General features: G+C 69.1%; 23 protein-coding genes and 1 pseudogene. 20 read left to right on the plus strand and 4 right to left on the minus strand.

The window, feature by feature from the left end; all coding sequences use genetic code 11:
- Positions 1-309 precede the first annotated feature (309 nt).
- Positions 310-1,086, plus strand: a complete 777-nt coding sequence (locus ACZ7D7_RS06950) for an SAM-dependent methyltransferase (protein ID WP_470823204.1) — start codon at positions 310-312, stop codon at positions 1,084-1,086.
- 77 nt (positions 1,087-1,163) lie between these two features.
- On the opposite strand, the gene ACZ7D7_RS06955 is transcribed toward ACZ7D7_RS06950, so the two are convergent.
- Complete coding sequence (locus ACZ7D7_RS06955; RefSeq protein ID WP_470822907.1) at positions 1,164-2,552, minus strand: amino acid permease; 1,389 nt, start codon at positions 2,550-2,552, stop codon at positions 1,164-1,166.
- A gap of 377 nt (positions 2,553-2,929) precedes the next feature.
- Between ACZ7D7_RS06955 and ACZ7D7_RS06960 the strand changes: the two genes are divergently transcribed.
- Positions 2,930-3,511: a biotin transporter BioY gene (locus tag ACZ7D7_RS06960; RefSeq protein ID WP_470822908.1), complete on the plus strand. Its 582-nt coding sequence runs from the start codon at positions 2,930-2,932 to the stop codon at positions 3,509-3,511.
- 81 nt (positions 3,512-3,592) lie between these two features.
- On the opposite strand, the gene ACZ7D7_RS06965 is transcribed toward ACZ7D7_RS06960, so the two are convergent.
- A complete protein-coding gene (locus tag ACZ7D7_RS06965) occupies positions 3,593-5,041 on the minus strand; it encodes an amino acid permease (RefSeq protein WP_470822909.1) in 1,449 nt (482 codons plus the stop codon).
- A 206-nt stretch (positions 5,042-5,247) separates the two neighbouring features.
- On the opposite strand from ACZ7D7_RS06965, the gene ACZ7D7_RS06970 reads away from it, so the two are divergent.
- A complete protein-coding gene (locus ACZ7D7_RS06970) occupies positions 5,248-5,733 on the plus strand; it encodes a ribose-5-phosphate isomerase (RefSeq protein WP_470822910.1) in 486 nt (161 codons plus the stop codon).
- A 78-nt stretch (positions 5,734-5,811) separates the two neighbouring features.
- Positions 5,812-6,630: an Fpg/Nei family DNA glycosylase gene (locus tag ACZ7D7_RS06975; RefSeq protein ID WP_470822911.1), complete on the plus strand. Its 819-nt coding sequence runs from the start codon at positions 5,812-5,814 to the stop codon at positions 6,628-6,630.
- Between the two features lie 138 nt (positions 6,631-6,768).
- Here ACZ7D7_RS06975 and ACZ7D7_RS06980 read toward each other — a convergent pair whose 3' ends face one another.
- Positions 6,769-8,004 carry a GNAT family N-acetyltransferase gene (locus tag ACZ7D7_RS06980; RefSeq protein WP_470822912.1) on the minus strand — a complete coding sequence of 412 codons (1,236 nt, stop codon included), beginning with the start codon at positions 8,002-8,004 and terminating at the stop codon, positions 6,769-6,771.
- Between the two features lie 163 nt (positions 8,005-8,167).
- Between ACZ7D7_RS06980 and ACZ7D7_RS06985 the strand changes: the two genes are divergently transcribed.
- The 12 genes and pseudogenes from ACZ7D7_RS06985 to ACZ7D7_RS07040 all read left to right on the plus strand — a co-directional run bounded on the left by ACZ7D7_RS06985 (position 8,168) and on the right by ACZ7D7_RS07040 (position 18,631).
- Positions 8,168-9,343 carry a PP2C family protein-serine/threonine phosphatase gene (locus ACZ7D7_RS06985; protein WP_470822913.1) on the plus strand — a complete coding sequence of 392 codons (1,176 nt, stop codon included), beginning with the start codon at positions 8,168-8,170 and terminating at the stop codon, positions 9,341-9,343.
- Positions 9,344-9,491: 148 nt separating this feature from the next.
- On the plus strand, positions 9,492-9,818 hold the full coding sequence (locus ACZ7D7_RS06990) for a hypothetical protein (RefSeq protein WP_470822914.1): 327 nt from the start codon (positions 9,492-9,494) through the stop codon (positions 9,816-9,818).
- 21 nt (positions 9,819-9,839) lie between these two features.
- Complete coding sequence (locus ACZ7D7_RS06995; RefSeq protein ID WP_470822915.1) at positions 9,840-10,154, plus strand: pore-forming ESAT-6 family protein; 315 nt, start codon at positions 9,840-9,842, stop codon at positions 10,152-10,154.
- A 50-nt stretch (positions 10,155-10,204) separates the two neighbouring features.
- Positions 10,205-10,597: a DUF6507 family protein gene (locus ACZ7D7_RS07000; protein ID WP_470822916.1), complete on the plus strand. Its 393-nt coding sequence runs from the start codon at positions 10,205-10,207 to the stop codon at positions 10,595-10,597.
- Positions 10,594-13,122, plus strand: a complete 2,529-nt coding sequence (locus ACZ7D7_RS07005; RefSeq protein WP_470822917.1) for a hypothetical protein — start codon at positions 10,594-10,596, stop codon at positions 13,120-13,122. The genes ACZ7D7_RS07000 and ACZ7D7_RS07005 overlap by 4 nt, the downstream gene beginning before the upstream one ends.
- Positions 13,119-13,421 (plus strand): hypothetical protein, encoded by a 303-nt coding sequence (locus ACZ7D7_RS07010; RefSeq protein WP_470822918.1) that lies wholly within the window; start codon positions 13,119-13,121, stop codon positions 13,419-13,421. The genes ACZ7D7_RS07005 and ACZ7D7_RS07010 overlap by 4 nt, the downstream gene beginning before the upstream one ends.
- A 13-nt stretch (positions 13,422-13,434) precedes the next feature.
- Positions 13,435-14,055 (plus strand): hypothetical protein, encoded by a 621-nt coding sequence (locus ACZ7D7_RS07015; RefSeq protein WP_470822919.1) that lies wholly within the window; start codon positions 13,435-13,437, stop codon positions 14,053-14,055.
- Positions 14,056-14,471: 416 nt separating this feature from the next.
- Positions 14,472-15,212, plus strand: coding sequence for a hypothetical protein (locus tag ACZ7D7_RS07020; RefSeq protein WP_470822920.1), 741 nt, complete (start codon positions 14,472-14,474; stop codon positions 15,210-15,212).
- Positions 15,209-16,522: an SUKH-3 domain-containing protein gene (locus ACZ7D7_RS07025; protein WP_470822921.1), complete on the plus strand. Its 1,314-nt coding sequence runs from the start codon at positions 15,209-15,211 to the stop codon at positions 16,520-16,522. The genes ACZ7D7_RS07020 and ACZ7D7_RS07025 overlap by 4 nt, the downstream gene beginning before the upstream one ends.
- Before the next feature lie 64 nt (positions 16,523-16,586).
- Positions 16,587-17,102 carry an SUKH-3 domain-containing protein gene (locus tag ACZ7D7_RS07030; protein ID WP_470823205.1) on the plus strand — a complete coding sequence of 172 codons (516 nt, stop codon included), beginning with the start codon at positions 16,587-16,589 and terminating at the stop codon, positions 17,100-17,102.
- Positions 17,103-17,540: 438 nt separating this feature from the next.
- Positions 17,541-17,732: pseudogene (locus ACZ7D7_RS07035) on the plus strand (Scr1 family TA system antitoxin-like transcriptional regulator); the annotation flags it as partial.
- An 8-nt stretch (positions 17,733-17,740) separates the two neighbouring features.
- Complete coding sequence (locus tag ACZ7D7_RS07040) at positions 17,741-18,631, plus strand: pentapeptide repeat-containing protein (RefSeq protein ID WP_470822922.1); 891 nt, start codon at positions 17,741-17,743, stop codon at positions 18,629-18,631.
- A gap of 12 nt (positions 18,632-18,643) precedes the next feature.
- On the opposite strand, the gene ACZ7D7_RS07045 is transcribed toward ACZ7D7_RS07040, so the two are convergent.
- Complete coding sequence (locus ACZ7D7_RS07045; protein ID WP_470822923.1) at positions 18,644-19,285, minus strand: hypothetical protein; 642 nt, start codon at positions 19,283-19,285, stop codon at positions 18,644-18,646.
- Positions 19,286-19,554: 269 nt separating this feature from the next.
- Here ACZ7D7_RS07045 and ACZ7D7_RS07050 point away from each other — a divergent pair, with 269 nt between their 5' ends.
- The 4 genes from ACZ7D7_RS07050 to ACZ7D7_RS07065 all read left to right on the plus strand — a co-directional run bounded on the left by ACZ7D7_RS07050 (position 19,555) and on the right by ACZ7D7_RS07065 (position 23,267).
- Entirely contained in the window at positions 19,555-19,881 is a 327-nt protein-coding gene (locus tag ACZ7D7_RS07050; RefSeq protein WP_470822924.1) for a hypothetical protein, read from the plus strand.
- A gap of 82 nt (positions 19,882-19,963) precedes the next feature.
- Positions 19,964-20,278: a pore-forming ESAT-6 family protein gene (locus ACZ7D7_RS07055; RefSeq protein ID WP_470822915.1), complete on the plus strand. Its 315-nt coding sequence runs from the start codon at positions 19,964-19,966 to the stop codon at positions 20,276-20,278.
- 50 nt (positions 20,279-20,328) lie between these two features.
- A complete protein-coding gene (locus tag ACZ7D7_RS07060; protein WP_470822925.1) occupies positions 20,329-20,721 on the plus strand; it encodes a DUF6507 family protein in 393 nt (130 codons plus the stop codon).
- On the plus strand, positions 20,718-23,267 hold the full coding sequence (locus tag ACZ7D7_RS07065) for an ADP-ribosyltransferase (RefSeq protein WP_470822926.1): 2,550 nt from the start codon (positions 20,718-20,720) through the stop codon (positions 23,265-23,267). Before ACZ7D7_RS07060 ends, ACZ7D7_RS07065 begins: the two co-directional genes overlap by 4 nt.
- The last annotated feature ends 10 nt before the right edge of the window (positions 23,268-23,277 follow it).

Genomic DNA, 23,277 nt, shown 5'->3' on the forward strand with positions numbered 1-23,277 from the left:
CGGCGCTCCCTCTCGGGCGATCCGTGCCGGCTCCGGGAAGTCCGTCACCACCGCGTCCACACCCAGGCCGTAGTGCGGGGCGTACTCGGCGAACGCGTCCCCGGACTCGTTCGCCGAGGCGCCCCGGCGGAGGTTCGTACCGCCGCGTGTTCCCCCGGCTGCGCGACGCGGCCCTCAGCGAGCCGCGCCTGGACGGGGAGTCCGCGGCGCTGCTGTCCCTCGACGTGCCGTGCGGGACGGATGTGGCGCAGGACCACCCCGCGTAGGACCATGAGCGGGAAGACCGACCCTGGAGGCGAGCCCCACCCCATGACGGAGATCGACACCTCGGTGCCGCACTCGGCCCGGATCTGGAACTACTGGCTGGGCGGCAAGGACAACTACCCGGTGGACGAGGAGGCGGGCAACGCCTACACCGCCGTCTTCCCCGGCATCGTCACCATCGCCCGCAGCAGCCGCGCCTTCCTGGGGCGCACCATCCGGTACCTGGTGCAGGAGGCCGGCGTACGGCAGTTCCTGGACGTCGGCACCGGCCTGCCCACCGTGGACAACACCCACGAGGTCGCCCAGCGGTACGCCCCCGAGTCCCGCATCGTCTACGTCGACAACGACCCGCTGGTCCTCGCCCACGCCCGCGCCCTGCTCACGTCCAGCCCCGAGGGCGCCACCTCGTACGAGGACATGAGCCTCTACGAGCCCGAGCGCATCCTGGAGGCGGCGGCCAGGACCCTCGACCTGTCGCGGCCCACGGCGCTGATCCTCAGCGGGCTCCTCGGTCACGTCCGTGACCACGCCGAGGCGTGCGCCCTGGTGCGCCGCCTGATGGCGGGCCTGCCGTCCGGCAGCTACCTGTGCGTCAACGACGGCTCGCGCGGCACCGACCCGGACTACGAGGAGGCGCAGGACGGCTACAACGAGACCGGCGCGGTCCCGTACTTCCTGCGGCCCGTGGAGCAGATCGAGGCCTACTTCGAGGGCCTGGAGATGGTGGAGCCGGGCGTCGTCTCGGTGCCCCTGTGGCGCCCCGAGCCCGGCACGCACCCCAGCCCCATCGGCCAGCACGGCGGCCTGGCCCGCAAGCCGTAACCCCGTACCCCCGCCGCCGGTACGGCGAAGGCCCCCGCGTCACGGCACGCGGGGGCCTTCGTGGCGAGGTGGGCGGGTCAGCTCCTGGCGCGCGCCCGCTGCCAGGCGTAGCCGACGGCCGCGAGGAACAGCGTCATGCCGCCCGTCGAGTACAACTGCACGCGGGTGTCCGGCTCCCGGGCCATCAGCAGGAAGACCGCCGCCATGCCGGCCAGCGCCAGCCAGGTCAGCCACGGGAACGCCCACATCCGCACGACCAGCTTCTCGGGCGCCTCGCGCTCCAGGCGCCGGCGCAGGCGCAGTTGCGAGACGGCGATGAAGATCCAGACGACCAGGATGACCGCGCCGATCATGTTCAGCAGCCAGGAGAACACGTCGTCCGGGCGCCAGTAGCTGAGCAGCACGCACCCGAAGCCGAACACCGAGGACGCCAGCACCGCGATCCGCGGCACCCCGCCGGAGACCCGGCCCAGCACCCGGGGGCCCTGGCCGCGCTCCACCAGCGAGTACGCCATGCGCGAGGAGCCGTAGATGTTGGCGTTCATCGCGCTCAGCAGCGCCACCAGCACGACCACGTTCATCAGCTGCCCGGCGCCCGGGATGCCCAGCTCGTCGAGGGCGGCGACGTACGGGCCCTTGGCGACGACCGCCTCGGAGTCCCACGGGACCAGGGTCACGATGACGGCCATCGAGCCGATGTAGAACAGGGCGATGCGCCACATCGCCGTGCGCACCGCGCTCGCCACGCCCTTGACGGGGTTCTCCGACTCGGCCGCCGCGATGGTGACCGTCTCCAGGCCGCCGTACGCGAACACCGAGGCGAGCAGGCCGATGATGAGGCCCTCGGTGCCGCCCGGCATGAAGTCGGTGAGGTTGCTCGCGCCGGGGGAGTCCGTGCCGGGCAGGACGCCCGCGATCGCGAGCACGCCGAGCACCAGGAAGAGACCGATCGCGACGACCTTCAGCGCGGCGAACCAGAACTCGAACTCGCCGAAGTTCTTCACGGCGGCCAGGTTCGTGCCGCAGAAGACCACCATGAACAGTGCGACCCACGCCCACTCGGGCGTGCCCGGCAGCCAGCCCGTGACGATCTTCGCGGCGCCGATGGCCTCCAGGCCGACCGCCGTGCACAGCAGCACCCAGAACGACCAGCCGGCCGTGAAGCCGGCCCAGGGGCCGAGCGCCCGCTCGGCGTGCGCGGAGAAGGAACCGGACGACGGATACGCGGCCGACATCTCGCCCAGCATCCGCATCACGAGCATCACGAGGAGGCCGGAGAGGGCGTAGGCGAGGACGATCGAGGGACCGGCGGCGGCGATGCCCGCCCCGGAACCGACGAACAGGCCGGCGCCGATGACACCGCCGAGGGCGATCATCGACAGATGGCGTTGCTTCAGGCCGTGGGACAGCGAGGCGTCCGCCTCGGAGGACACCGGTGACGACGTCTTCGTGGGGGTGCTGGGCATGAGGGCGGCTCGTCCAGTGCGTGAGAGGGCAAAACGCCGACAGTCTGGTGCGCGCGTCCGCTCAGAGCGAGAGATCGTTCAGCATCCGGACACCCGCGATACGGAGGGTGCAGGTCCGGTTACCCGCTCGACCTGCGGCCCCCGGACGCCGTTTTGGCGAAACCCTACAGACGCCGCGGACGGCCTCCGGGGTGACCGGAGCCCCCCGGCCTCAGTGACCGGCGTCACGCGGCCACCTGTGTAACCGGCGGTCATTGTCCGGAGCCCACCAACTCGCGGTTCGCTCCTTTGTCGACCGCTGACGGTGATCCGCCGCGCGGCGCTGGGATAGCGTCGCCGTGTCCCAACATGCCCACATCACCTCTCGCGGAGACCCCATGAGCACCGCTGCCGCCCCCGTCCGCTCCGGACAGGTCCTCGCCGACCTCCTCCCCGCATCCCGTGTCCGGGACGCCGCGCTCGTGGTCGGCGGTGCCGTGCTCACCGGGCTCGCCGCGCAGATCGCCGTGCCCGTGCCCGGCTCCCCGGTGCCGGTGACCGGCCAGACCTTCGCCGCGCTGCTCGTCGGCACCTCCCTCGGCGCCGGGCGCGGCTTCCTGTCGCTCGCCCTGTACGCGCTGGTCGGCATGGCGGGCGTGCCGTGGTTCGCGGGCGGCACCTCGGGCGCGGGCGGCGCGTCGTTCGGCTACATCCTCGGCATGATCCTCGCCTCCACCGTCGTGGGCGCCCTCGCCCGCCGCGGCGCCGACCGCTCCGTGCTGCGCATGGCCGGCACGATGCTGCTCGGCGAGGCGATCATCTACGCCGTCGGCGTCCCCTACCTCGGCATGGTCACCGGCATGTCCGCCTCCGCCGCGCTCGCGGCGGGCCTCACGCCGTTCCTGATCGGCGACGCCCTCAAGGCCGCGCTCGCCATGGGGCTGCTGCCGACCGCGTGGAAGGTCGCCGACAAGCGGTGACCGCTTGAGAGTTCGCGCGTGAGGGCCGGGACGGCGGTGAGCCGTCCCGGCCCTCACGTCGTGCGCGGGGACCGCGGGCCGTCAGCCCGTGGAGACCTTGTCCTGCTCGCCGGCCCTGCCCGCCTCGCCCGCCTTGCCCGCCTCGGCCGCGTGGGCCGAACGCCCGCCGCTCACCTTCTGCTTGACGAAGGCGACGGCCAGCACGAGCGCCGCGACCAGCAGCGACAGCAGCACGGTCCGGCGGCCGTCGTGCTCGGTGTCGGTCAGCATGTAGCCGAGGACGAACACGATCAGCGCGGCCGTCGCCCAGGTCAGGTACGGGTACAGCCACATCCGCACGACCAGCTTCTCCGGCGCCTCGGCCTGGATGATCTTCCGCATCCGCAGCTGCGAGAAGCAGATCACCAGCCACACGAACAGCGCGACCGCGCCGGAGGAGTTGACGAGGAAGAGGAAGACGGTGTCGGGGAACTCGTAGTTGAAGAACACCGCGACGAAGCCGAACACGACCGACGCGATGATCGCCGTACGCGGCACGCCCCGCTCGGTCGTCCGGGCGAAGGCCTTCGGCGCGTCGCCGCGCTCACCGAGCGAGAACGCCATGCGGGAGGCCGTGTAGAGGCCGGAGTTGAGGCAGGACAGCACCGAGGTCAGCACGATGAAGTTCATGATCTGACCGGCGTGCGGGATGCCCAGGGAGTTCAGCGCGGCGACGTACGAGCCGTCCTCGGCGATCGACTCGCTGTCCCACGGCAGCAGGGACACCACGACGAAGATGGAGCCGAGGTAGAAGACGGCGACACGCCAGATGATGCTGTTGGTGGCCTTGGTGACGGCCTGCCGCGGGTTCTCCGACTCGCCGGCCGCCAGCGTCGCGATCTCGCTGCCCATGAAGGAGAAGACGACGAGCAGCACACCGGTGAGGATCGCGCCCGGCCCGTTCGGCAGGAAGCCGCCGTGCTCCGTGAGGTTGGCGAGACCCGCCTGCTCGCTGTCGACACCCGGCAGCAGGCCGAACACGGCGAGACCGCCGATGACGATGAACGCGGCGATCGCGACGACCTTGATGCCGGCGAACCAGAACTCGAACTCGCCGTAGGAGCCCACGGAGACGAGGTTCGTGGCGGTCAGCACCACCATCACGATGAGCGCCCACGCCCACTGCGGAACGGCCGGGATCCAGCCCTCCAGGATCACCGCGCCCGCGGTCGCCTCGACCGCGAGCACCACGACCCAGAAGAACCAGTACAGCCAGCCGATGGAGAACCCGGCCCAGCCGCCGAGCGCGCGGTCCGCGTGCGCGGAGAAGGACCCGGAGGTCGGGTTCGCGGCCGACATCTCGCCGAGCATCCGCATCACCAGCACCACGAGCGTGCCGACGAGGGCGTACGACAGGAGGATGCCGGGCCCGGCGGTGGCGATGCCGGAGGAGGAACCGACGAAGAGGCCGGCACCGATCACACCACCGATGGCGATCATCGACAGATGGCGATTCTTCAATCCGGCCTGGAGGCCGCCCTGTGACGTCATGGACCACATTTCCTTTGCGCCGGTCGAGCAGTTCCCCGTACGAACGGTGTACGGGCCGGTCCAGTGAAACGGAGGTGAACGAATCAAGGAACCTTTGATTCCGGATTGTTACTTGAGGTTTCCCTGAGGTTCTGTAGTGTTGCTCACAGTTTTCCGTGCGGGCACCCGACGCTGCCGCCGCGAGACGGGCGTGTCACACTCGTCCCATGCGCGTGTATCTCGGTTCCGACCATGCCGGCTACGAACTCAAGAACCACCTCGTCCAGTGGCTCGAGGCAGCCGGTCACGAGCCCGTCGACTGCGGGCCGCACATCTACGACGCCCAGGACGACTACCCGCCGTTCTGCCTCCGCGCCGCCGAGAAGACGGCCGCGGACCCCGACGCCCTCGGCGTCGTGATCGGCGGCTCCGGCAACGGCGAGCAGATCGCCGCCAACAAGGTCAAGGGCGTCCGGGCGGCCCTCGCCTGGAGCACCGAGACCGCCGAACTCGGCCGCCAGCACAACAACGCCAACGTCATCGCGGTCGGCGCGCGCATGCACTCCCTGGACGAGGCGACCAAGTTCGTCGAGACCTTCCTCGCCACCCCGTTCTCCGGCGACGAGCGCCACATCCGCCGCATCGACATGCTCGCCACGTACGAGACGACGGGCGACCTCCCGCCCATCCCGGCCCACCACCCGCAGCAGTAACGGCGCGCCGGGACCGGGACAGGCCCGCACCCCGCCGACCCGGTCGGCGGGGCGCGGGCGGAAGAAGGAGAGTCACCCGTGCCTGAGGGGCACACCATCCACCGGCTGGCCCAGGACTACGCCGCCGCCTTCGCCGGAGCGCCGACGCGCGTCGCCAGCCCCCAGGGCAAGTTCAGCGACGCCGCCGCCCTCCTCGACGGCACCGTCCTGCACACCGCCGACGCCCACGGCAAGCACCTCTTCCTCGGCTTCCGCGACCCCGGGCACACCGACTGGATCCACATCCACCTCGGCCTGTTCGGCAAGGTCGCCCTCGGCCCCGCCCCGGCGCCCGCCCCCACGGACACCGTCCGCCTGCGCCTGGCGAACGGCACGGCGTACGCCGACCTGCGCGGCCCCACCACGTGCGCGCTGATCACCGGCACCGAGAAGGCCGCGATACACGCCCGCCTCGGCCCCGACCCGCTGCGCGACGACGCCGACCCGGCCGCCGCGTACCGGCGGATCTCCCGCAGCCGCACGACGATCGCCGCCCTCCTCATGGACCAGAAGGTCGTCGCCGGAGTCGGCAACGTCTACCGGGCCGAGGTGCTGTTCCGGCACGGCGTCGACCCGTACCGCGCGGGCCGGGACATCCGCCCCGCCGAGTGGGACGCCCTCTGGACCGACCTCGTGGCACTCATGCGGGAGGGCGTCCGCAACAACCGCATCGACACCGTCCGCCCCGAACACTCCCCGGAGGCGATGGGCCGCCCGCCCCGCGTCGACGACCACGGCGGCGAGGTGTACGTGTACCGCAGGGCCAACCTGCCCTGCCACATCTGTGGCGGCGAGATCCGCACCGCCGATCTCGCCGCCCGCAACCTCTTCTGGTGCCCGGGCTGCCAGCGGGCATGAGGCGCGGGCACTGACCGCGCGACGGCCGGGGGTCGGCCCGGAAGCCGATCGTTGGCCGTGGCTGCCGCGCTAGAAGCCCGCGCGGCAGCCACGGCGCCGGGCGCCAGTAGCTCTCGCCGCGGGCAGGGCGGCCCGGGGTCAGAAGCCGTGCGACAGCCACGGCGCCACGGTGGAGCCGAAGGCCACGGCCGTCTCCGTCAGCGCGCCCTGCCGCAGCTCGCGCACCCGCCCGGCCGCGCCCAGCGCCGCGAGGCTCACGCCGCCGAGGTAGGCGGCCCCCAACTCCCGTACCGTCAGGGCCAGATCCGCCGCGTCGTCGGTGCGCTCGCAGGACGCCCCCTTCGCGTCCCCGGTGAGCCGCCAACGCCCCGCGTTCCAGGGGCAGAACGCGTCCTCCACCTCGAACACCACCGACACCGGCGCCTGATACGTCCGCGCCTCCAGCGCCGCCCCGACGTCCACCAGACGCACGTACATCTGGTCCCGCGTCCGCGGCCGGCACCGGCGGATGTCGGACACCATGAACTGCCAGGCGTCGTCCACCGGCCGCCCCCGCGCGACCAGCGTCGTCGTCAGGTCGACGCCGAACAGGAAACGCCACAGCGCCGCGTCCGCCGCCGGATCCAGCGCGTCCAGGTCCTGGAGCACCACCGTGCCGTTGTGCCCCGACTCCTCCCAGCCGAGCTTCACCCGGAACCGCGCGTACCCGACGACCCGCCCCTCCCGCTCCGCGACCACGCACTGCAGCGGCGAGGCGCCGTCCCGCTCGCTCTCCGGGTCCAGCAGCGCGACCCGCTCCCAGCCCGGCATCCGGGCCGTCATCCCCGGCCGCCGCGCCGCCACCTCCGCGTACACCGCCTCGCACGCGTCGAGCACGTCACCCGGCGCCGCGTACCGCAGCCGCACGTCGTCAGTGCCGGGCGGCACGGACAGCGTCGTACGGCTCGTGTCGATCTCCGCGTTGCGCTGGAAGGTCGCCGCGCCGTACCCGAACCGGCCGTAGATCGCCGGCTCGGACGCGGTCAGCACGGCGAGCGGCTCGCCCCAGGACCGGATGTCGTCCAGTTGGCGCCGCATCATCGCCGTCAGCACCCCGCGTCTGCGGTGCGTCCCGGCCACGGAGACCATCGTCACGCCCGCCGCCGGCACCGAGGCGCCGCCGGGCACCGTCACCCGGAAGCCGAACGCACCCGCCGTACCGACGCATTCGCCGCCGTCCCAGGCGCCCAGCGACCGGTCGACCTCCGTCAGCGCGTTCCACAGCTCCCGCTCCTCGGGCGCCTCCGGGACGCCGCTGAAAGCACGGACCAGGGTCTCGTACCACTTGTCCCATTCGTCCTGCCGCAGCACCCGCAGGTCGGTGTCAGTGCCCATGAGCCATGCGTACCAGGGCCCGTGCCGGACGGGCGAGGGAATTTCCGTCAGGTGGCGGCGCGACGGCGTTCCGTGAAGTTCACTGTGAAGTCGGTCCTCGGACGGGGGACAAGCAGGACCTCCCGTGCCAAGCGGCCGGTCCGATGGATAGGGTCCCGAACTAATGGCAGCAGGACGGGAGCGGCGCGCCGCCGCCGACACGTTCACGGCCCGGTGGAAGAAGCAGTGGCACCGGGTCCGCACCGGCCTGCGCAGAAGCGCCGTCGACTACTTCCGCGGCGACGGCTCCGACTGGGTCGCGCTCGCCGGTCTCTTCCTCACCATTCCCGTGATCACGGCGGCCACACTCGCCAATTCCGTCTGGATCTCCCCGGCCGCCCTGGTCCTGCCGATCGTCGCGGGCGGCCTCGTGCTGCGCCCCGCGAGCCTGCTCGGCCTGTACGCGGCCGCCGCCACCGCCCTGATCGTGGAGTCCGTCCGACTGGGCCCCTACACCGAGGGTCCCTCCCGGGTCACCCCGGGCGTCGTCCTCGTCGTCGCCGCCTGCGGCTTCTTCGGGCTGCTCCTCGCCCAGTTCCGCAGCCGGGTCGGCGTGCCCTGGCGGCGCGGCGGCACCATGCTCTTCGACCTCCGCGAACGCATCCGCGTACAGAGCAAACTGCCCAAACTGCCCGACGGCTGGCACCGCGAGATGGCGCTGCGCCCGGCCGGCGGCCAGTCCTTCTCCGGCGACTTCGTCGTCGCGGCCCGCACCAACGGCGGCCGCACCCTCGAAGTCGTCCTCACCGACGTCTCCGGCAAGGGCATGGACGCGGGCTCCCGCGCGCTGCTGCTGTCCGGCGCCTTCGGCGGCCTGCTGGGCTCCCTGCCCCCGCACGCCTTCCTTCCGGCCGCCAACGGCTACCTCCTGCGCCAGGACTGGGACGAGGGCTTCGCGACCTCCATCCACCTCGTCCTCGACCTCGACTCGGGTGACTACGAGCTGTACTCCGCGGGCCACCCGCCCGGCCTCCAGCTCAGCGCCGGCAGCGGCCGCTGGGAGGAGAAGGCCGCCGAGGGCCCGCTCCTCGGCGTCTACGACGGCGCCCAGTTCGACTCCGTCAAGGGCAGCCTGCGCCCCGGCGACGTCCTGATGCTGTTCACCGACGGCCTCGTGGAGACCTCCGACCGCGACATAGTCGAGGGCATCGACCGCCTCACCGGCGAGGCCGACCGCTACGTCGCCGGCGGCTTCCACGGCGCCGCCTGGCACCTCATCGAGGCGGTCGCGAAGGACGTCAACGACGACCGGGCGCTGCTGCTCATCTGCCGCGAGGGCCCGACGGCGACGCCCCGCTGACGAACGTTGTCACCGGACGGTTTGTCACTGGATTGTCTTGCTTCTGTCCCTACCCTCGATGCTCGATTGCGAGAGCGTTCGAGGGGTTGATAGAGATGAGTTACGTACTATTTGGCCAACGGAACCCAACGGGGGAGGCGAGTTCTGAATGAAGTTCGACATGGGAGCCCAGACGCTCTCGACCCTGCAGCGTGACTCACGCGGCTCGAGTGACGACCTCGGCAGCCTGGTACGGCAGTTGGTGCAGGCGGCGCAGCCGCTGGAGGGCAAGTTCAACGGCTCGGGTCGTGTGATGTTCGACCAGTTCAAGGCGCGGGCCGACCAGATCTCCAGCGATCTGAACGGCTCCCTGTCCGCGATCCTGGGCGGTCAGGCCGGTATGGACGGGGCGTTCAGCTCCGGTGACCAGGAGCAGGGTGACAACGCGCGGCAGCAGATGGCCGCGGCGAACTTCGACGCGGCTCGGTTCCGCTGAGCCCAGGGGAGGGATTTTCTGATGGCTGGTGCGGGTGCGGACCGTCGGTCGTACGACACGGGTGCGTCGGCTGACGCGCAGAGCAACATCCAGTCGGTGATCGCCCGTCTTGAGGAGGTCATCGGTCAGCGTGACCGGCAGGTGAAGGCGGCGATGGCGGACTTCACGGCTGATGGTGTGGCGGACGAGTACCACGGCAAGGAGCAGCGGTGGAACAAGGCGTCGCAGGAGGTCAAGAACATCATCAACCTGCTGAAGACGACGCTGGAGAAGAACGACGGTACGGCGCAGTCGACGTTGCAGCGGGCGAAGGCCGCGGTCGACAACATCGGCTGAGCGGTCCGGTAATTAAGCGTTTCGGGTAGGGAATCCACGGGGGTTGGGTTGTGACCGGCTGGGATCTGAAGCCGCAGGGCATTTCGAGTGTGCTGAAGACGACCGGTGAGACGGCGTCGAAGTTCGAGACGTATGGCAAGAACTTCGGTGACCATCTGACGTCGGCCGCGTCCAGCGCGGGCACGATTTCCGCCGAGGGCGGCGGCGGTGGCGAGGGCGGTCAGCAGGCCACGGGCGGCCTGGTCGCCCTCGCCCTGTCGCAGTACGCCGAACGGGCCTCGAAGGACCTGCAGTTCGTCGCGGCCCGCGCGGGCAAGTCGTTGCAGGGCGTGGTGGACGCGACGACGGCCTACTTGAACGGCGACCAGGAGATGGCGGCGGAGGCCCAGCGCAAGACGCTGGCGGCGCCGAAGATCGACATGCCCGGGGTGGGCAAGGCGTGATCAAGCCGGACCAGATCCCCCAATACACGGGCAACCTGGAACAGTTGGAGAAGGACTACGCGGGCCTGAAGAAGGACGCGGGCAATGTCCGCGGCGCGGGCAGCGACGTCCATTCCCAGTTCCAGGGTCTGTCGGCGTATTACGAGGCGCCCGAGGCGGAGAAACTCTTCGCCACGACGAAGCCGGTCCAGGACCGCGCGGACCGTTTCGCGGACGAGTTGGAGACGGTGTCGTCGGCGTTGTCGTCGTATGCGACGGAGATCCGGCCGCTGGTCGCGAAGTTGAAGCAGCTGAAGACGGACGCGGCGGCGTTCGTCGACTCCGTCAAGGACGACGACGAGTGGGAGTACGACGAGGACAAGGTCTCCGAGCACAACCAGCTCCGCGATGACATCACGGCGACGGTTGCTGCCTTTTGGGCGGCGGAGCGGACGTGCCACAACAAGATCGTGGCGCTGGTTCCGGGTGCCCACCAGATGGTCGCCGGGGACGGTTCCGACAAGGCGAACCAGTACGGCTTCAACGCCGAGGACATGAAGAACGCCAAGCTTCCCTGGGGTGACCCGGTGGAGGAGAAGCACCACTGGTACGAGGTCGGCCACTGGGTGAAGTCCTTCGTGTGGGACGGCCTGATCGTGGACGGCATCTGGGGCACGATCAAGGGCCTGGGCACGCTGGTGGGCTTCGGGGGCTGGGAGGCGATGGGCCAGGCGTGGAAGGGCCTCGCGCAGCTGGCCACCGGCCTGGCGCTGTCCTCCATCCCCGGCGTGGGGACGATGTTCTGGACGCTGCCGGACGACAAGCTGCCGTCCTGGATCCGTGATTCGCGTACGGCGATGAAGGAGACGGGCAAGGCGCTGGTGGCGTGGGACCAGTGGGGCAAGAACCCGGCCCGTGCGGCCGGTGCGGTCACCTTCAACGTGCTGACGACCGTGTTCACCGGTGGTGCGGGTGGTGCGGTGTCGGGTGCGGGCAAGGCCGGTGCGGTGGCGAAGGTGCTGGGCACGGCGGGCAAGGCGATCGACCCGATGACGTACATCGCCAAGGGCGCGGGCGCCGGGTTGTCGAAGATCGGTGACATCAGTGCGGCGCTGAAGGGTGTCGGGAACATCGACATCCCGGCGATCCCGGAGAACGCGTTCACCCTCCCGGAGGGTGCGGTGCGGCTGCCGGACGGGACGGTGAACCTGCCGGAGGGCGCGGCGCTGCCGGACGGTGCGACGCGTCTGCCGGACGGGAACGTGAAGCTCCCGGACGATGTGACGGTCCTGCCTCCGGGGACGGTGAAGCTGCCGACCGGGGACGGTGTTCCGGCGCAGTACATGGATCCGGACGGCAACCTCCTCGACGAGGGCGGCAATGTCGTGCAGAAGGGCGCGGACGGCCCGGGCGACATCGTCGACCAGCCCGACACCACCCCGCCCGTGTCGGGTGCGGACAACCCGCGTGTCGACTCCCCGGTCCGCGAGCCGGCCCTGGTGGGCGCGGGCGCGGCCACGGTGGACAACGCGGGCCAGGCGGTCCGGCTGGGCAGCGACGGCCTGGACGACCTCGGCCGCACCGGCGACGACGCCCCGACCACCCCGGCGGTCCAAGCGGGCGGCGACGTCCCGACGGTGCACGCGGGCGGGGACATGCCTGGAACCGGCGCGGGCAACCATGTGCCGGGCGGGGTTGCGGACAACCTGCCTGGTGGCAGCGCGGCGGACCAAGTGCCATCTGCGAGCCATGAGACTTCAGGCAGCCATTCGGGTGGGCATGGAAGCAGTTCGACAAGCGATTCTGCTGTCGGTTCAGGTGGTGGTCACGCCGAGCAGCCTTCGGCCGGCCACGTCGACACTTCCGTAACCGACAACTCCGCCGGGTACGGCACCGGTACCGGTACTGGCGATGGGGCCGACCCGAATGGGACGCCTCCCGCGTCACCAGCGGACGACTCGGCATCACAACCGAATGCAGACGCTCCTCTAGACCCCAAGGTCGTTGACGACCGGATCAAGGAGCTCGACGACCGGCAGGGCGGGGAAGGGCACGCACCCGGCCGCCATCTGTACCCGGACGAACAAGCGCTGCAAGATCGGTTGGGCACGCCGAAGCTCGATGGGGCGGGCAACCCCCAGATGTACGGCCCCAATTCGGCCAATGCAGGGCACGTCAAGTCAGAAAACAACATCGACCCCCTCACGGGGACCACCGTCGACGGAGTGCACGGTGGCGCCCATCGCGTGGGTCCCTATGCGACCCGGTTTGACGATGCTGAGGACATGGTCCGGGCAGACCAGTACTTCCGGGATGAAATCGCGCGTACTGGCGAGCCTCCGGACGCTGAGTTGCCGATCGCTGACCTCTTGGGGCCCGAGGGGCACAAGCGCTTCACCGGCTTCTATCGCAACCCGGCTAATCTGAATGAATACCTTCCTGTCGACTTCGAGGGCGGCACCATTCGGCCCGTCTACCGCATGGAGGACGGCAGTTGGAAGCTGATAACCATGTACGCTAACCCTGCGCCGGGTCGTCATCCATGAGCAAGGAAGCCATGAATAGAGAGCTTGAAAAGTTTATTAAGGTGTATCTAAGCCTTGAACAGGCTTATGACACCTCGGGCTACCTGCGTCCGACCTTGCATGCTTTCAAGGAGGAATACGTCGCCGCGGTTCGGGACGGGCTGGAGGCGGTGCTGCAAACAAGGGAGCTGTCCGTCGCTGAATATGAGCGGCTGACGGACGTCGAGTTCGATGACGAAGAGAGCTTGTACGGATATTTGAAGGGCATCTATCAATATCTGTTCGAGGGGCAGGAGAAGCAGCCAGCCCCACCGAACTAATCGTTGCGACTTCGTGAGGGCCACCAGCACCGTCGCCCGCTGGACCTGGGGGCGCGAGCACGAGGGAGACGGCGGTGTGCGGGCCTGCCTGCGTGAGCTGTTCACCGCGTACGCCGTGCTGCGCGAGCACCGGCTCATGGTCGGCACTGTGCGGGTGTCTGTGTCCGTGCGTGAGGCGGGCAAGAAGAACACCTACCTCTTCCGGGACACGTTCGAGCTGGAAGAAGGCCTGTCGTCGGCGGGCGCGGCGAAGGACCTGGCCATCGGGATCGAGGCCACCATGCGTGCCGGGGAGGTGGGCTCGGTCTCCGCTCAGGCCAGGAGCGCGGGGGAGATCGTGGCCGGCGGGGAGATCCGTGAGGAGGCGGACGTCCTTCGGCTGGGGGCTGCCGGGCTGCTGGGCTACGTGACCGCGGACCTGGAGACGAGCTCCGACGTCTGGTTGCCGTACGACCTCAAGGGGCGGCCCCAGGCCGACGTGCACGCGTGCAACGCTCCGCGTCTCTCCGCCGCCCTGCGCGATCTCTCGGAAGCCCTGGGTGCGGAGACCGACCCGGACGACCCGACGTGGTTCGCGAAGCCGAACGAGACCGGTGCCGAGAACATCTTCGACGACCGGGACGGCACTCCGTGAGATGTGTGGGACAGCTTCGAAGTCCCCTACCGATACGGGAAGTTCACGCACACCCCAGGCTTTGGGCGGATCGGTTATCGGCGTTCGGCCGATGGGGACGTGCAGTGTGTGCCCGTGCGGGGCGAACATGGGCTCCTAGGCCACGTGTGGGCATCGGACGCCGAGAACGCGGCGAGCTTCGAGCCGCTCGACGTGGGCGACGACGCGACGTACCGAGCCGGGCTCGTCTGGCTGGAACGCCTGCGCGCTGCTCACGATCGCGGGCTCCCGCCGTCGATCGCACTCACCGAACTGTCGGCCATGCCCGACACAGAGGAAGCCGGCCACGTGGACCGGACTGTATCCCCGCGCACCGTGCCGCTGCGTAACCTCCGCGAGGCCGGAAAGGGGAATTCGGGAGGGACGAGGAGCCTGACGTGAGCAGGTTCGACACGCTGCTCGGGACGGACTTTGATGGTCGGCCGGCCGGCGATGTGGAAGACGTCATCTACGACGCTCTGGACGACCCGCGGCACTGCGACCGGGTGCCGGGCCTAACCCAGTTGGTGAGGGACGGCTCGGGGCCGGAGCGGGAGCGTTTCCTGGCGTGTGTGGCCTTGACGACCTGGGCAGAGCCGGCCGGGTACGAGACCGTCATCGCCAGCGCTCGTGATCCGAGAAGCACGCCGTGGTACGACATCCTCATCGACCGCAAGTTCTCGGTGGACAACACCTTCGCGCAACTCTTCGTGGCCGTGAGCGACAGCGATGATCTGGCGCGGGAAAAGGGAAACTGGGAGCTGCGCACCGAGGCCTTCCGGTCGTTGGTGCGGATCGCCGACACCGAGTACTTCGACGAGAAGCTCGCCGACCTGCTTGACCCGGAGACAGTGCGGGCGGTCCTCCCCGACATTCGGGAAACGATCGGTCGGGGAGTGGCGTCGCTGTCCGAACGCGGCCCTCAGCGTTTCGACCTGGCGACACAACTCATCGACCTCGCGGCTGCGGTGGCGACCATCGACGGACCTGCCTCTGTCCACCTGGCCGAGAAGGTGATAGGCGAGGAGTCAACTCCGCGCGCCCTGAAGCACGCCGTCGCGATCGTCCAGCGGTCGACGGCTTCCGCAGCCCGTGACTTCGGGGAGTACCTGTCCAGCCTCAGGGGGGCGAGGCGATGATAAGAGCTGACGAGCCAGTACTCGGCGTGGACCGGTGGTTGGCGGATCACGGCTGGTACCCCGGCCGGGATATCGGCGAACGGGCGGACGAGTTGATCGCCTTCCGGATGCGGGACGCGGAGAGACAGGGTTGCGCCTTGACTGTCGCCACGAGCGCCAGTCGGTTCCTCCATTCGTTCGGCCTGCTCGCACTAGCGCACCCGAAGACACCGGAAAGCTCACTGATCATCGATCCAAGAGGTCGATACGAAGGCGACGCCGAGGACATCGTGGAACTTGGGGCCAAGCTGGGTCGGAAGTTGTTCCCGGTTGGTTTCGAATCGGCCGATTCTTCCGTCCTCCTGATTGATGAGGGCGGCAGGTTCTTCTACCTTCACCACACCGGTGCCTACTACGCTGGAGCCAACTCGCTCGACATGTTCGCCAGGTTTGTGAACAACGTGGACGCCCCTGACGCTGAAGTCTGTTTTGGTTACGCGTTTCTTGCTGCGGGCGACGGCGTCCAAGAACGCCTGTCGGCGACTCTTGCTGAAGCGTTCGGTGTCCCGGCAGCCGATACTGACGTGTCGGCTGCGTCCGAGATGGAGTCTCGCAACTGGGCTGCGGTTGTCACCTGCGAGTACGAGACTCTCGCGGGAGATTTGCCGTGGTCGCTGAGTATTTACGCCGCAGAGGAAGTGAAGCTGCGGCCGTCGGAGGAGCACCTGGCACTCCGCTTGGCGCGTGAGCTCGGTACCCCCGTCTTCTTCGCATGGCGTGCAGTGGTCCCCTGGATTCGCAGAGTTGCCCAGCCGAACGGCGGTTTGACGCTCGCGCGTGTGGCTGAGCGGGGTGATCAGATCGGGTTCTCAGTCGAAGCGGCGGAGGCACCCATCGCAGGTCTGCCAGGTTTGCGGGTCACGCACTTCCCGGAAGTGGTACGCGCCTTCGAAATCCCGACACCGGTGACCGACGCGGTGGCCCCGCGCGGCGTGGATGACACGCAGGACCGGGGTCGTGGGCTCTTGGTGAACTGGGAGCGTTTGTGTGTACGGATGCGTTCCGAGTGGCCCCCGAGTAACTGGTACTCGGCAACCATGTACCGGGAGGACCTTGAGTACCGTGACCGACTCGGTGCGGTGCTGAAGGACCTTCCCGAAACCGAGCGGATGAGGGTCGGCGAAGCCCTGAGAAAACTGGACTCTCTGTACCAGGAGCTGACGATTGAAGACGGTGGGCAGGCCATCGGTGCCGGTGACTCGGCCGGCCAAGCCTGGTATTGGTACCGGCGTCCGCGAGTCCTTCCCTGGGCGTCGGATGAGCCCGAGTGAGCTGTTCCCTCGGGCGGCACCGCTCAGCACCCACCCTGCGAAGCCCTAAAGCTGGTCAGTGACCATGGCAGCTTCGCGCCCTGAGCCTGCTCGATCCACGGCAGAGGTCCTGGCGTGGCTGACCACGCATGGCTGGGCCCGCGGCCGTGACATCGGCGAGCAGGCGACGGAACTCATCGACGTGCGTGTGCGGGATGCCGAGAGGCAGGGTGTACCGCTTTCTCCTTCCCCTGCCGCCATCCACGTCATCCACACGTATGGCCTGCTTCGCCTCACCCATCCCAAGGCGAGCGAGACATGGTTCATGACGCCGACCATCGGCTACGACGGGGATGCCGCGCTGATCACGGAACTGGCAGCCGGACTGGGACTTGGGCTCTTCCCAGTGGGATACGAGGATTCCGAACATGGCCTCCTTCTCGTGGACGAAACAGGCCGCTGGTTCCACCTCCACCACACTGGCGGCTACTTCCTCGGCGCGGATGAAAATGACGCGTTCCACCGTTTCTTGAACGTAGCGCGAGCGCCGGACGCGGAGGACTACTTCACCCACCACGGCCCGGACACCGACGATGAATAGAGAGCTCGAGAAGTTCATCAGGGTCTATCTCCACCTTGAACAGGATTACGACAGTTCGGGTCACCTACGTCCGACCCTGCGTGCCTTCAAAGAGCAATACGTCGAAGCGGTTTGGGACGTGTTGGAAGAGGGCCACCAGCACCGTCCCCCGCTGGGCCTGGGGACGCGTGCACGAGGGAGACAGCGGTGTGCAGACTTGTCTGCGCGAGCTGTCCACTGCGTACGCCGTGCTGCGCGAGCACGGACTCGAACCGCTCGACGTGGGTGAGCACACGGCGGGCCCCTAACGCTGGTCAGTAACCACGAAAGGACATTCTCTTGGAGATCGTGGCCGAGGACGTCCTGGGCTCGGGCCGGACTGTTGTGGGGGGCGACTCCCTCTACTCGGACGGAGAGTGGGTGTGGCGAGGTGATTTGTGGTTCTACGTCACTTGGGGAGCCATGATGCTCGCCGGCGGGCCCGTGCCGAAATTGGACACGGCCGTTCGTGACGCGCCCGACGGCACGGCGTTCATCGATTCCGAAGCGCAGCTCGATGTCTTCAGGACGCTCTTCCGTAGGCTGGAGACCGTGTCGCTCGATCCCGGGCGGTCACGTGACTTCATCCACAGGCTGGCCAAGGAGCTGTGAGGCGAACCGTGTCCACCTTCGCCACCTGGCGGAAGTCGTCGTATTCCGGCGGGGCGGACGGCAACAACTGCGTGGAGATAGCCACCCGCGTCGACTCCGTCTCGATACGCGACTCGAAGACCCCGGCCGCCCGCACCCTCACCGTCGCGGTGGGCGCCTTCGCCGCGTTCGTCGGAGGGCTCGAGGCCGTCCGGCCGCCGGTCGTGCGCGACGGCTCCGGATCGGCTGCGCGCCGGGTGAGTGACGGAGTGGCGCCGAACGACGACCGTGACGCGTGGGCGCCCGCCCGGCTCCCGCTGGACCCCGTCGCCGCGCAGCGGCTGCGGGAGTGGGGTGAGCGAGGGGAGAGGTCGCGCGGTGGGCTCGATGCCGTGGGGCTCGATCTTCGCGGGGCCGACTTGTCCGGCGGGGACTTCTCCCAGTCCTGGTTCACCGAGGCCATGCTCACCGGCGTGCCGCTCGTGCGCGCCGAGTTGTACCGCGCCGACGCCCAGGGCGCCGACCTCAGCGGGGCCGATCTCACCGGCAGTTCCCTGGTACGGGTCAACCTGGACGACGCCGTCCTGCGCGACGCCGTGCTCGACGGCGCCGACCTCGTCAAGGCGTCCCTGTGGGGCGTGGACGCCGCCGGCGCCCGTTGTCGCGGCACCAGGTTCATGGGTGCCTCCCTGCTGGACGTCGACCTCCGCGCGGCCGACCTCCGTGGCGCCGTCTTCGAGCGGAACTCGTTCCACGTCACCTTGGACGAAGACACCGCGTTGCACGGCGCCACGGGGTCCGTCCTCGGTCCCGTCACCCTCGTGGACGGCGCCGGGCGGCGCGAGCTGCATGGTCCCGAGCTCGCGGGGTGGCTCCGGGGCAAGGGTGCCGACCTTGACGTCGTGCCCCCCGCGAGCTAGCGAGAGCGCGGCTCAGTACGCCCGCGGTCCGTTCTCCGTCGCCCGTACCGTGCTCGTCGCGATGCCCGTCGGTTTCTTGCCCTTGTCGACGACCTCGCACTTGTACGTCGACTCGGTGTTCAGCGGGGCCAGAACAGCCGCCGGGATGTCGTTGCACCGCGCGTGGTCGATGTAGCCCTTGAAGTTGCCGAACAGGAGCTTGGCCACGCCGGCCCTGGTGATAATGCCCGTGCTCGGCTTCGCCTCGTACCGCACGTAGTCCGACGACCAGGACGCGTCGCCGCCGAAGGTGACCGTCCAGTCGATCTTCAGGCCCTCGTACGTCGTCGTGCACGCAGCCTTCTTGTCCTTGGCGGCCTTGAGTTCGCCGGGGCACTTGGCGGTCGTCGTGCCCTCGGCCTGAGCCATGTCCAGAGTCTGGACGATCAGTTCGTGTTCCAGCCGCTTCGAGAACGGGGCGTCGTCGGCCGGCGCGGCGGGCTCCAGGTCCGGGTCCATGTCCGGTCGGTCCAGGCGCTGGGGGAGCGGCGACCTGGTGACGCTCGCGCCGCCGGACGGATCACCGCCCGTGTCGTCCGAGGTCGCGTCCGTGCTTCCGCAGCCCGTGGCCAGCAAGCACGTCAGGCCCACCGCCGTAACGATCTTCATACGCATGGTCGTCACTGTAGACAGACTGTAGACAGAGGAGGGTGGGGAGCGTGACCCCGTGTGCCGGAGGGGTTACCCAGCGAACCCTTCCCGGTCACCTCGGAAATGTGGGGCTTCTGTGAGCGTACGGGGCCCGGATTGCACGGGGGACTGCTGGGTTGATAGACGTGGCTGAGATTCATGTGGTGATCCGAGTGGTCGAAGACCTGAGCGGTCGAAGACCCGAGCGGTCCGAGAACGGTCGCCTCTGCGGCCCGAGGGGGAGCGAGTTCGGTATGAAGTTCGACATGGGAGCCCAGACGCTCTCGACCCTGCAGCGTGACTCGCGTGGCGCGAGTGACGACCTCGGCAGCCTGGTGCGGCAGTTGGTGCAGGCGGCGCAGCCGCTGGAGGGCAAGTTCAACGGCTCGGGCCGTGTGATGTTCGACCAGTTCAAGGCGCGCGCCGATCAGATTTCGAGCGATCTGAACGGGTCCCTGTCCGCAATCCTGGGCGGTCAGGCCGGTATGGACGGGGCGTTCAGCTCCGGTGACCAGGAGCAGGGTGACAACGCCCGTCAGCAGATGTCCGCGGCCAACTTCGACGGGGCGCGCTTCCGCTGATGCGCACCGGCCGGCCCGGCGGTCGGACGTCGGTGCGAGGCATGTTTTCTTTTTCAGGGTTTCTCACGGGGAGTGGTGTGTGATGGCTGGTGCGGGTGCGGACCGTCGGTCGTACGACACGGGTGCGTCGGCTGACGCGCAGAGCAACATCCAGTCGGTGATCGCCCGACTGGAAGAGGTCATTGGTCAGCGTGACCGGCAGGTGAAGGCGGCGATGGCGGACTTCACGGCTGATGGCGTGGCGGACGAGTACCACGGCAAGGAACAGCGGTGGAACAAGGCGTCGCAGGAGGTCAAGAACATCATCAACCTGCTGAAGACGACGCTGGAGAAGAACGACGGTACGGCGCAGTCGACGTTGCAGCGGGCGAAGGCCGCGGTCGACAACATCGGCTGAGCGGGTCGGACGTTTTCCGTTTCGGGTAGGGAATCCACGGGGGTTGGGTTGTGACCGGCTGGGATCTGAAGCCGCAGGGCATTTCGAGTGTGCTGAAGACGACCGGTGAGACGGCGTCGAAGTTCGAGACGTATGGCAAGAACTTCGGTGACCATCTGACGTCGGCCGCGTCCAGCGCGGGCACGATTTCCGCCGAGGGTGGCGGCGGTGGCGAGGGCGGTGGGCAGGCGACGGGTGGCCTGGTCGCCCTGGCCCTGTCGCAGTATGCCGAACGGGCCTCGAAGGACCTGCAGTTCGTCGCGGCCCGCGCGGGCAAGTCGTTGCAGGGCGTGGTGGATGCCACCACCGCCTATCTCAACGGCGATCAGGAAATGGCCGCCGAGGCGCAGCGCAAGACCCTTGCCGCGCCGAAGATCGACATGCCCGGGGTGGGTAAGGCGTGATTCAGCCGGATCAGATTCCGCAGTTCACGGGCAACCTGGAACAGCTGGAGAAGGACTACGCGGGCCTGAAGAAGGATGCGGGCAACATCCGCGGCGCGGGCCGTGACGTCCACTCCCAGTTCCAGGGCCTCTCGGCGTACTACCAGGCGCCCGAGGCGGAGCAGCTCTTCGCGACCACCAAGCCGGTCAAGGACCGGGCCGACGGGTTCGCCGACGACCTCGAGACGGTCTCCTCGGCCCTGTCCTCCTACGCGACCGAAGTGCGGCCTCTCGTCGCGAAGTTGAAGGAACTCAAGACCAAGGCCCAGACTTTCGTCGACTCCGTCAAGGACGACGACGAGTGGGAGTACGACGGGGACAAGGTCGAGGAGCACAACGGGATCCGTGACGAGATCACGGCGACCGTCGCGGCGTTCTGGGCGGCCGAGCGGACGTGCCACAACAAGATCACGGCGTTGTGGGGCGGCACGCAGATGGTCGCCGGGGACGGCTCGGACCGCACGGACCAGTACGGGTTCTCGGCCGAGGACATGAAGAACGCCAAACTCCCCTGGGGCGACCCGGTGGAGGAGAAGCACCACTGGTACGAGGTCGGCCACTGGGTCAAGTCCTTCGTCTGGGACGGGCTCATCGTCGACGGCATCTGGGGCACGATCAAGGGCCTCGGCACGCTCGTCGGCTTCGGCGGCTGGGAGGCCATGGGGCAGGCCTGGAAGGGTCTCGCCCAGCTCGCCACCGGCCTGGCGCTGTCCTCCATCCCCGGCGTCGGGACGATGTTCTGGACCCTGCCGGACGACAAACTCCCGTCCTGGATCCGTGATTCGCGTACGGCGATGAAGGAGACGGGCAAGGCGCTGGTGGCGTGGGACCAGTGGGGCAAGAACCCGGCCCGCGCGGCCGGGGCCGTGACCTTCAACGTGGTCACCACCGTGTTCACCGGCGGTGCCGGTGCCGCCGCCTCCGGTGCGGGCAAGGCCGGTGCGGTGTCGAAGGCGCTGTCCGTCGCCGGCAAGGCCGGCCGGGTCATCGACCCGATGACGTACATCGCCAAGGGCGCGGGCGCCGGACTGTCGAAGATCGGTGACATCGCCACGAGCCTCAAGGGCGTCGGCGCCATCGAGATCCCCAAGCTCCCCGACGGGTCCGTCCAGCTGCCCGACGGCCGCACCCTCGCCCCGGACGGCAACATCGTCTCGCCGAACGGCGCGGTCGACACGACCCCGATTCCCCACGAGGCGACGCCCACCGTCCCGCACGGGACCACTCCCGGGGCCACTCCCGCGGGGCTGCCCGACCACTGGACGGTCCCGCAGGGGCAGCAGCCGGTGTACGCCGGCGTCCACGCGGGCGACGGCGGCGCCCACACCGTCGACAACGCCGCAGGTCCGGGTCACCACAACCAGCCCGGGCCCGGGCCCAACACCCCCGTCGGCGGTCACGTCCCTGGCGGCTCCTTCGACGCGACACCGACCCAGACGCCGCACGGCACGTCGTACGGCACACCCGGCGGCCACGTCCCGGGCCCCGGCACCTACGGCGGCGTCCCCGGCCCCGGCCCCGGCGCCTACGACAACGTGCCGGGACCGTCCGCGTACGACAACGGCACGCCGCCCCACACCGGCGGTCACGACGCCCCGGGCACCGGCGGTCATGACGCCCCCGGCGGCTACGCGGACGACGCCGCGCACGCCGGCGACGACGCGGCCCACGCCGCCGACGACGCAGCGCACGCGGGTGACGACGCCGCCCACGCCGGCGACACTGCGGCGGACGCCGCCGCGCACCACGGCACCGACGTGCCGGGCACCCCGGGCCAGCAGGGCACGGACGTGCCGGGCAGCGGCGCGGCGGACGAGCCGTTCGAGTACAAGCCGCACGTCACGAACAAGGAGTGGGCCCAGCTCTCCACGGCGGAGAAGCACCGGGTCGCCCTTGCCGAGATCTCCGAGGGCACGGTTCCGTTCGCCAAGGACACCGACGCCATCACGTACGGCCAGACGTACTGGAACGACTACGCGGACAACATGCCCGCCGACCGCAAGCAGTCGGTCTGGGAGTACACGGACGAACCGAACTACAGCCTCCCCGCGCCGCACGCCGACGGCTGGGCGACCTACAAGGAGATGAACGGCTACCTCCGCGGCGACGCGTCGAAGTGGAGCGAGTCCGTTCAGCACAACATCGACGAGGTGGACGCGGCCCTCGCCGGCCGTACCGTGCCGGAGGACCTCATGGTGGTCCGCGGCAGCGGCATCGGGCACCTCAACCTGGACAGTCCGTACGACATGCTGGGCAAGACGTACGACGACAAGGGCTATATGTCGACGTCGCTCGGCAACCACCCCGTCAGCGCCTTCTCCGGCGCGGAGGCCATCCTCCACCTGCGGGTGCCGAAGGGGACCCCGGCCCTCTGGGTGGAGAACGTCGGCAAGTTCGGCCAGGGCGAGCGCGAGCTGCTGCTCGGGCGCGGCACGCAGTACCGGGTGACCCGCGTGTTCATGGAGAATGGACAGGTGCAGGTCTACGGCGAAGTCCTGCCCAGGTAGTAGCGGAAGA

The sequence above is a fragment of the Streptomyces sp. NPDC037054 genome (assembly GCF_055606745.1).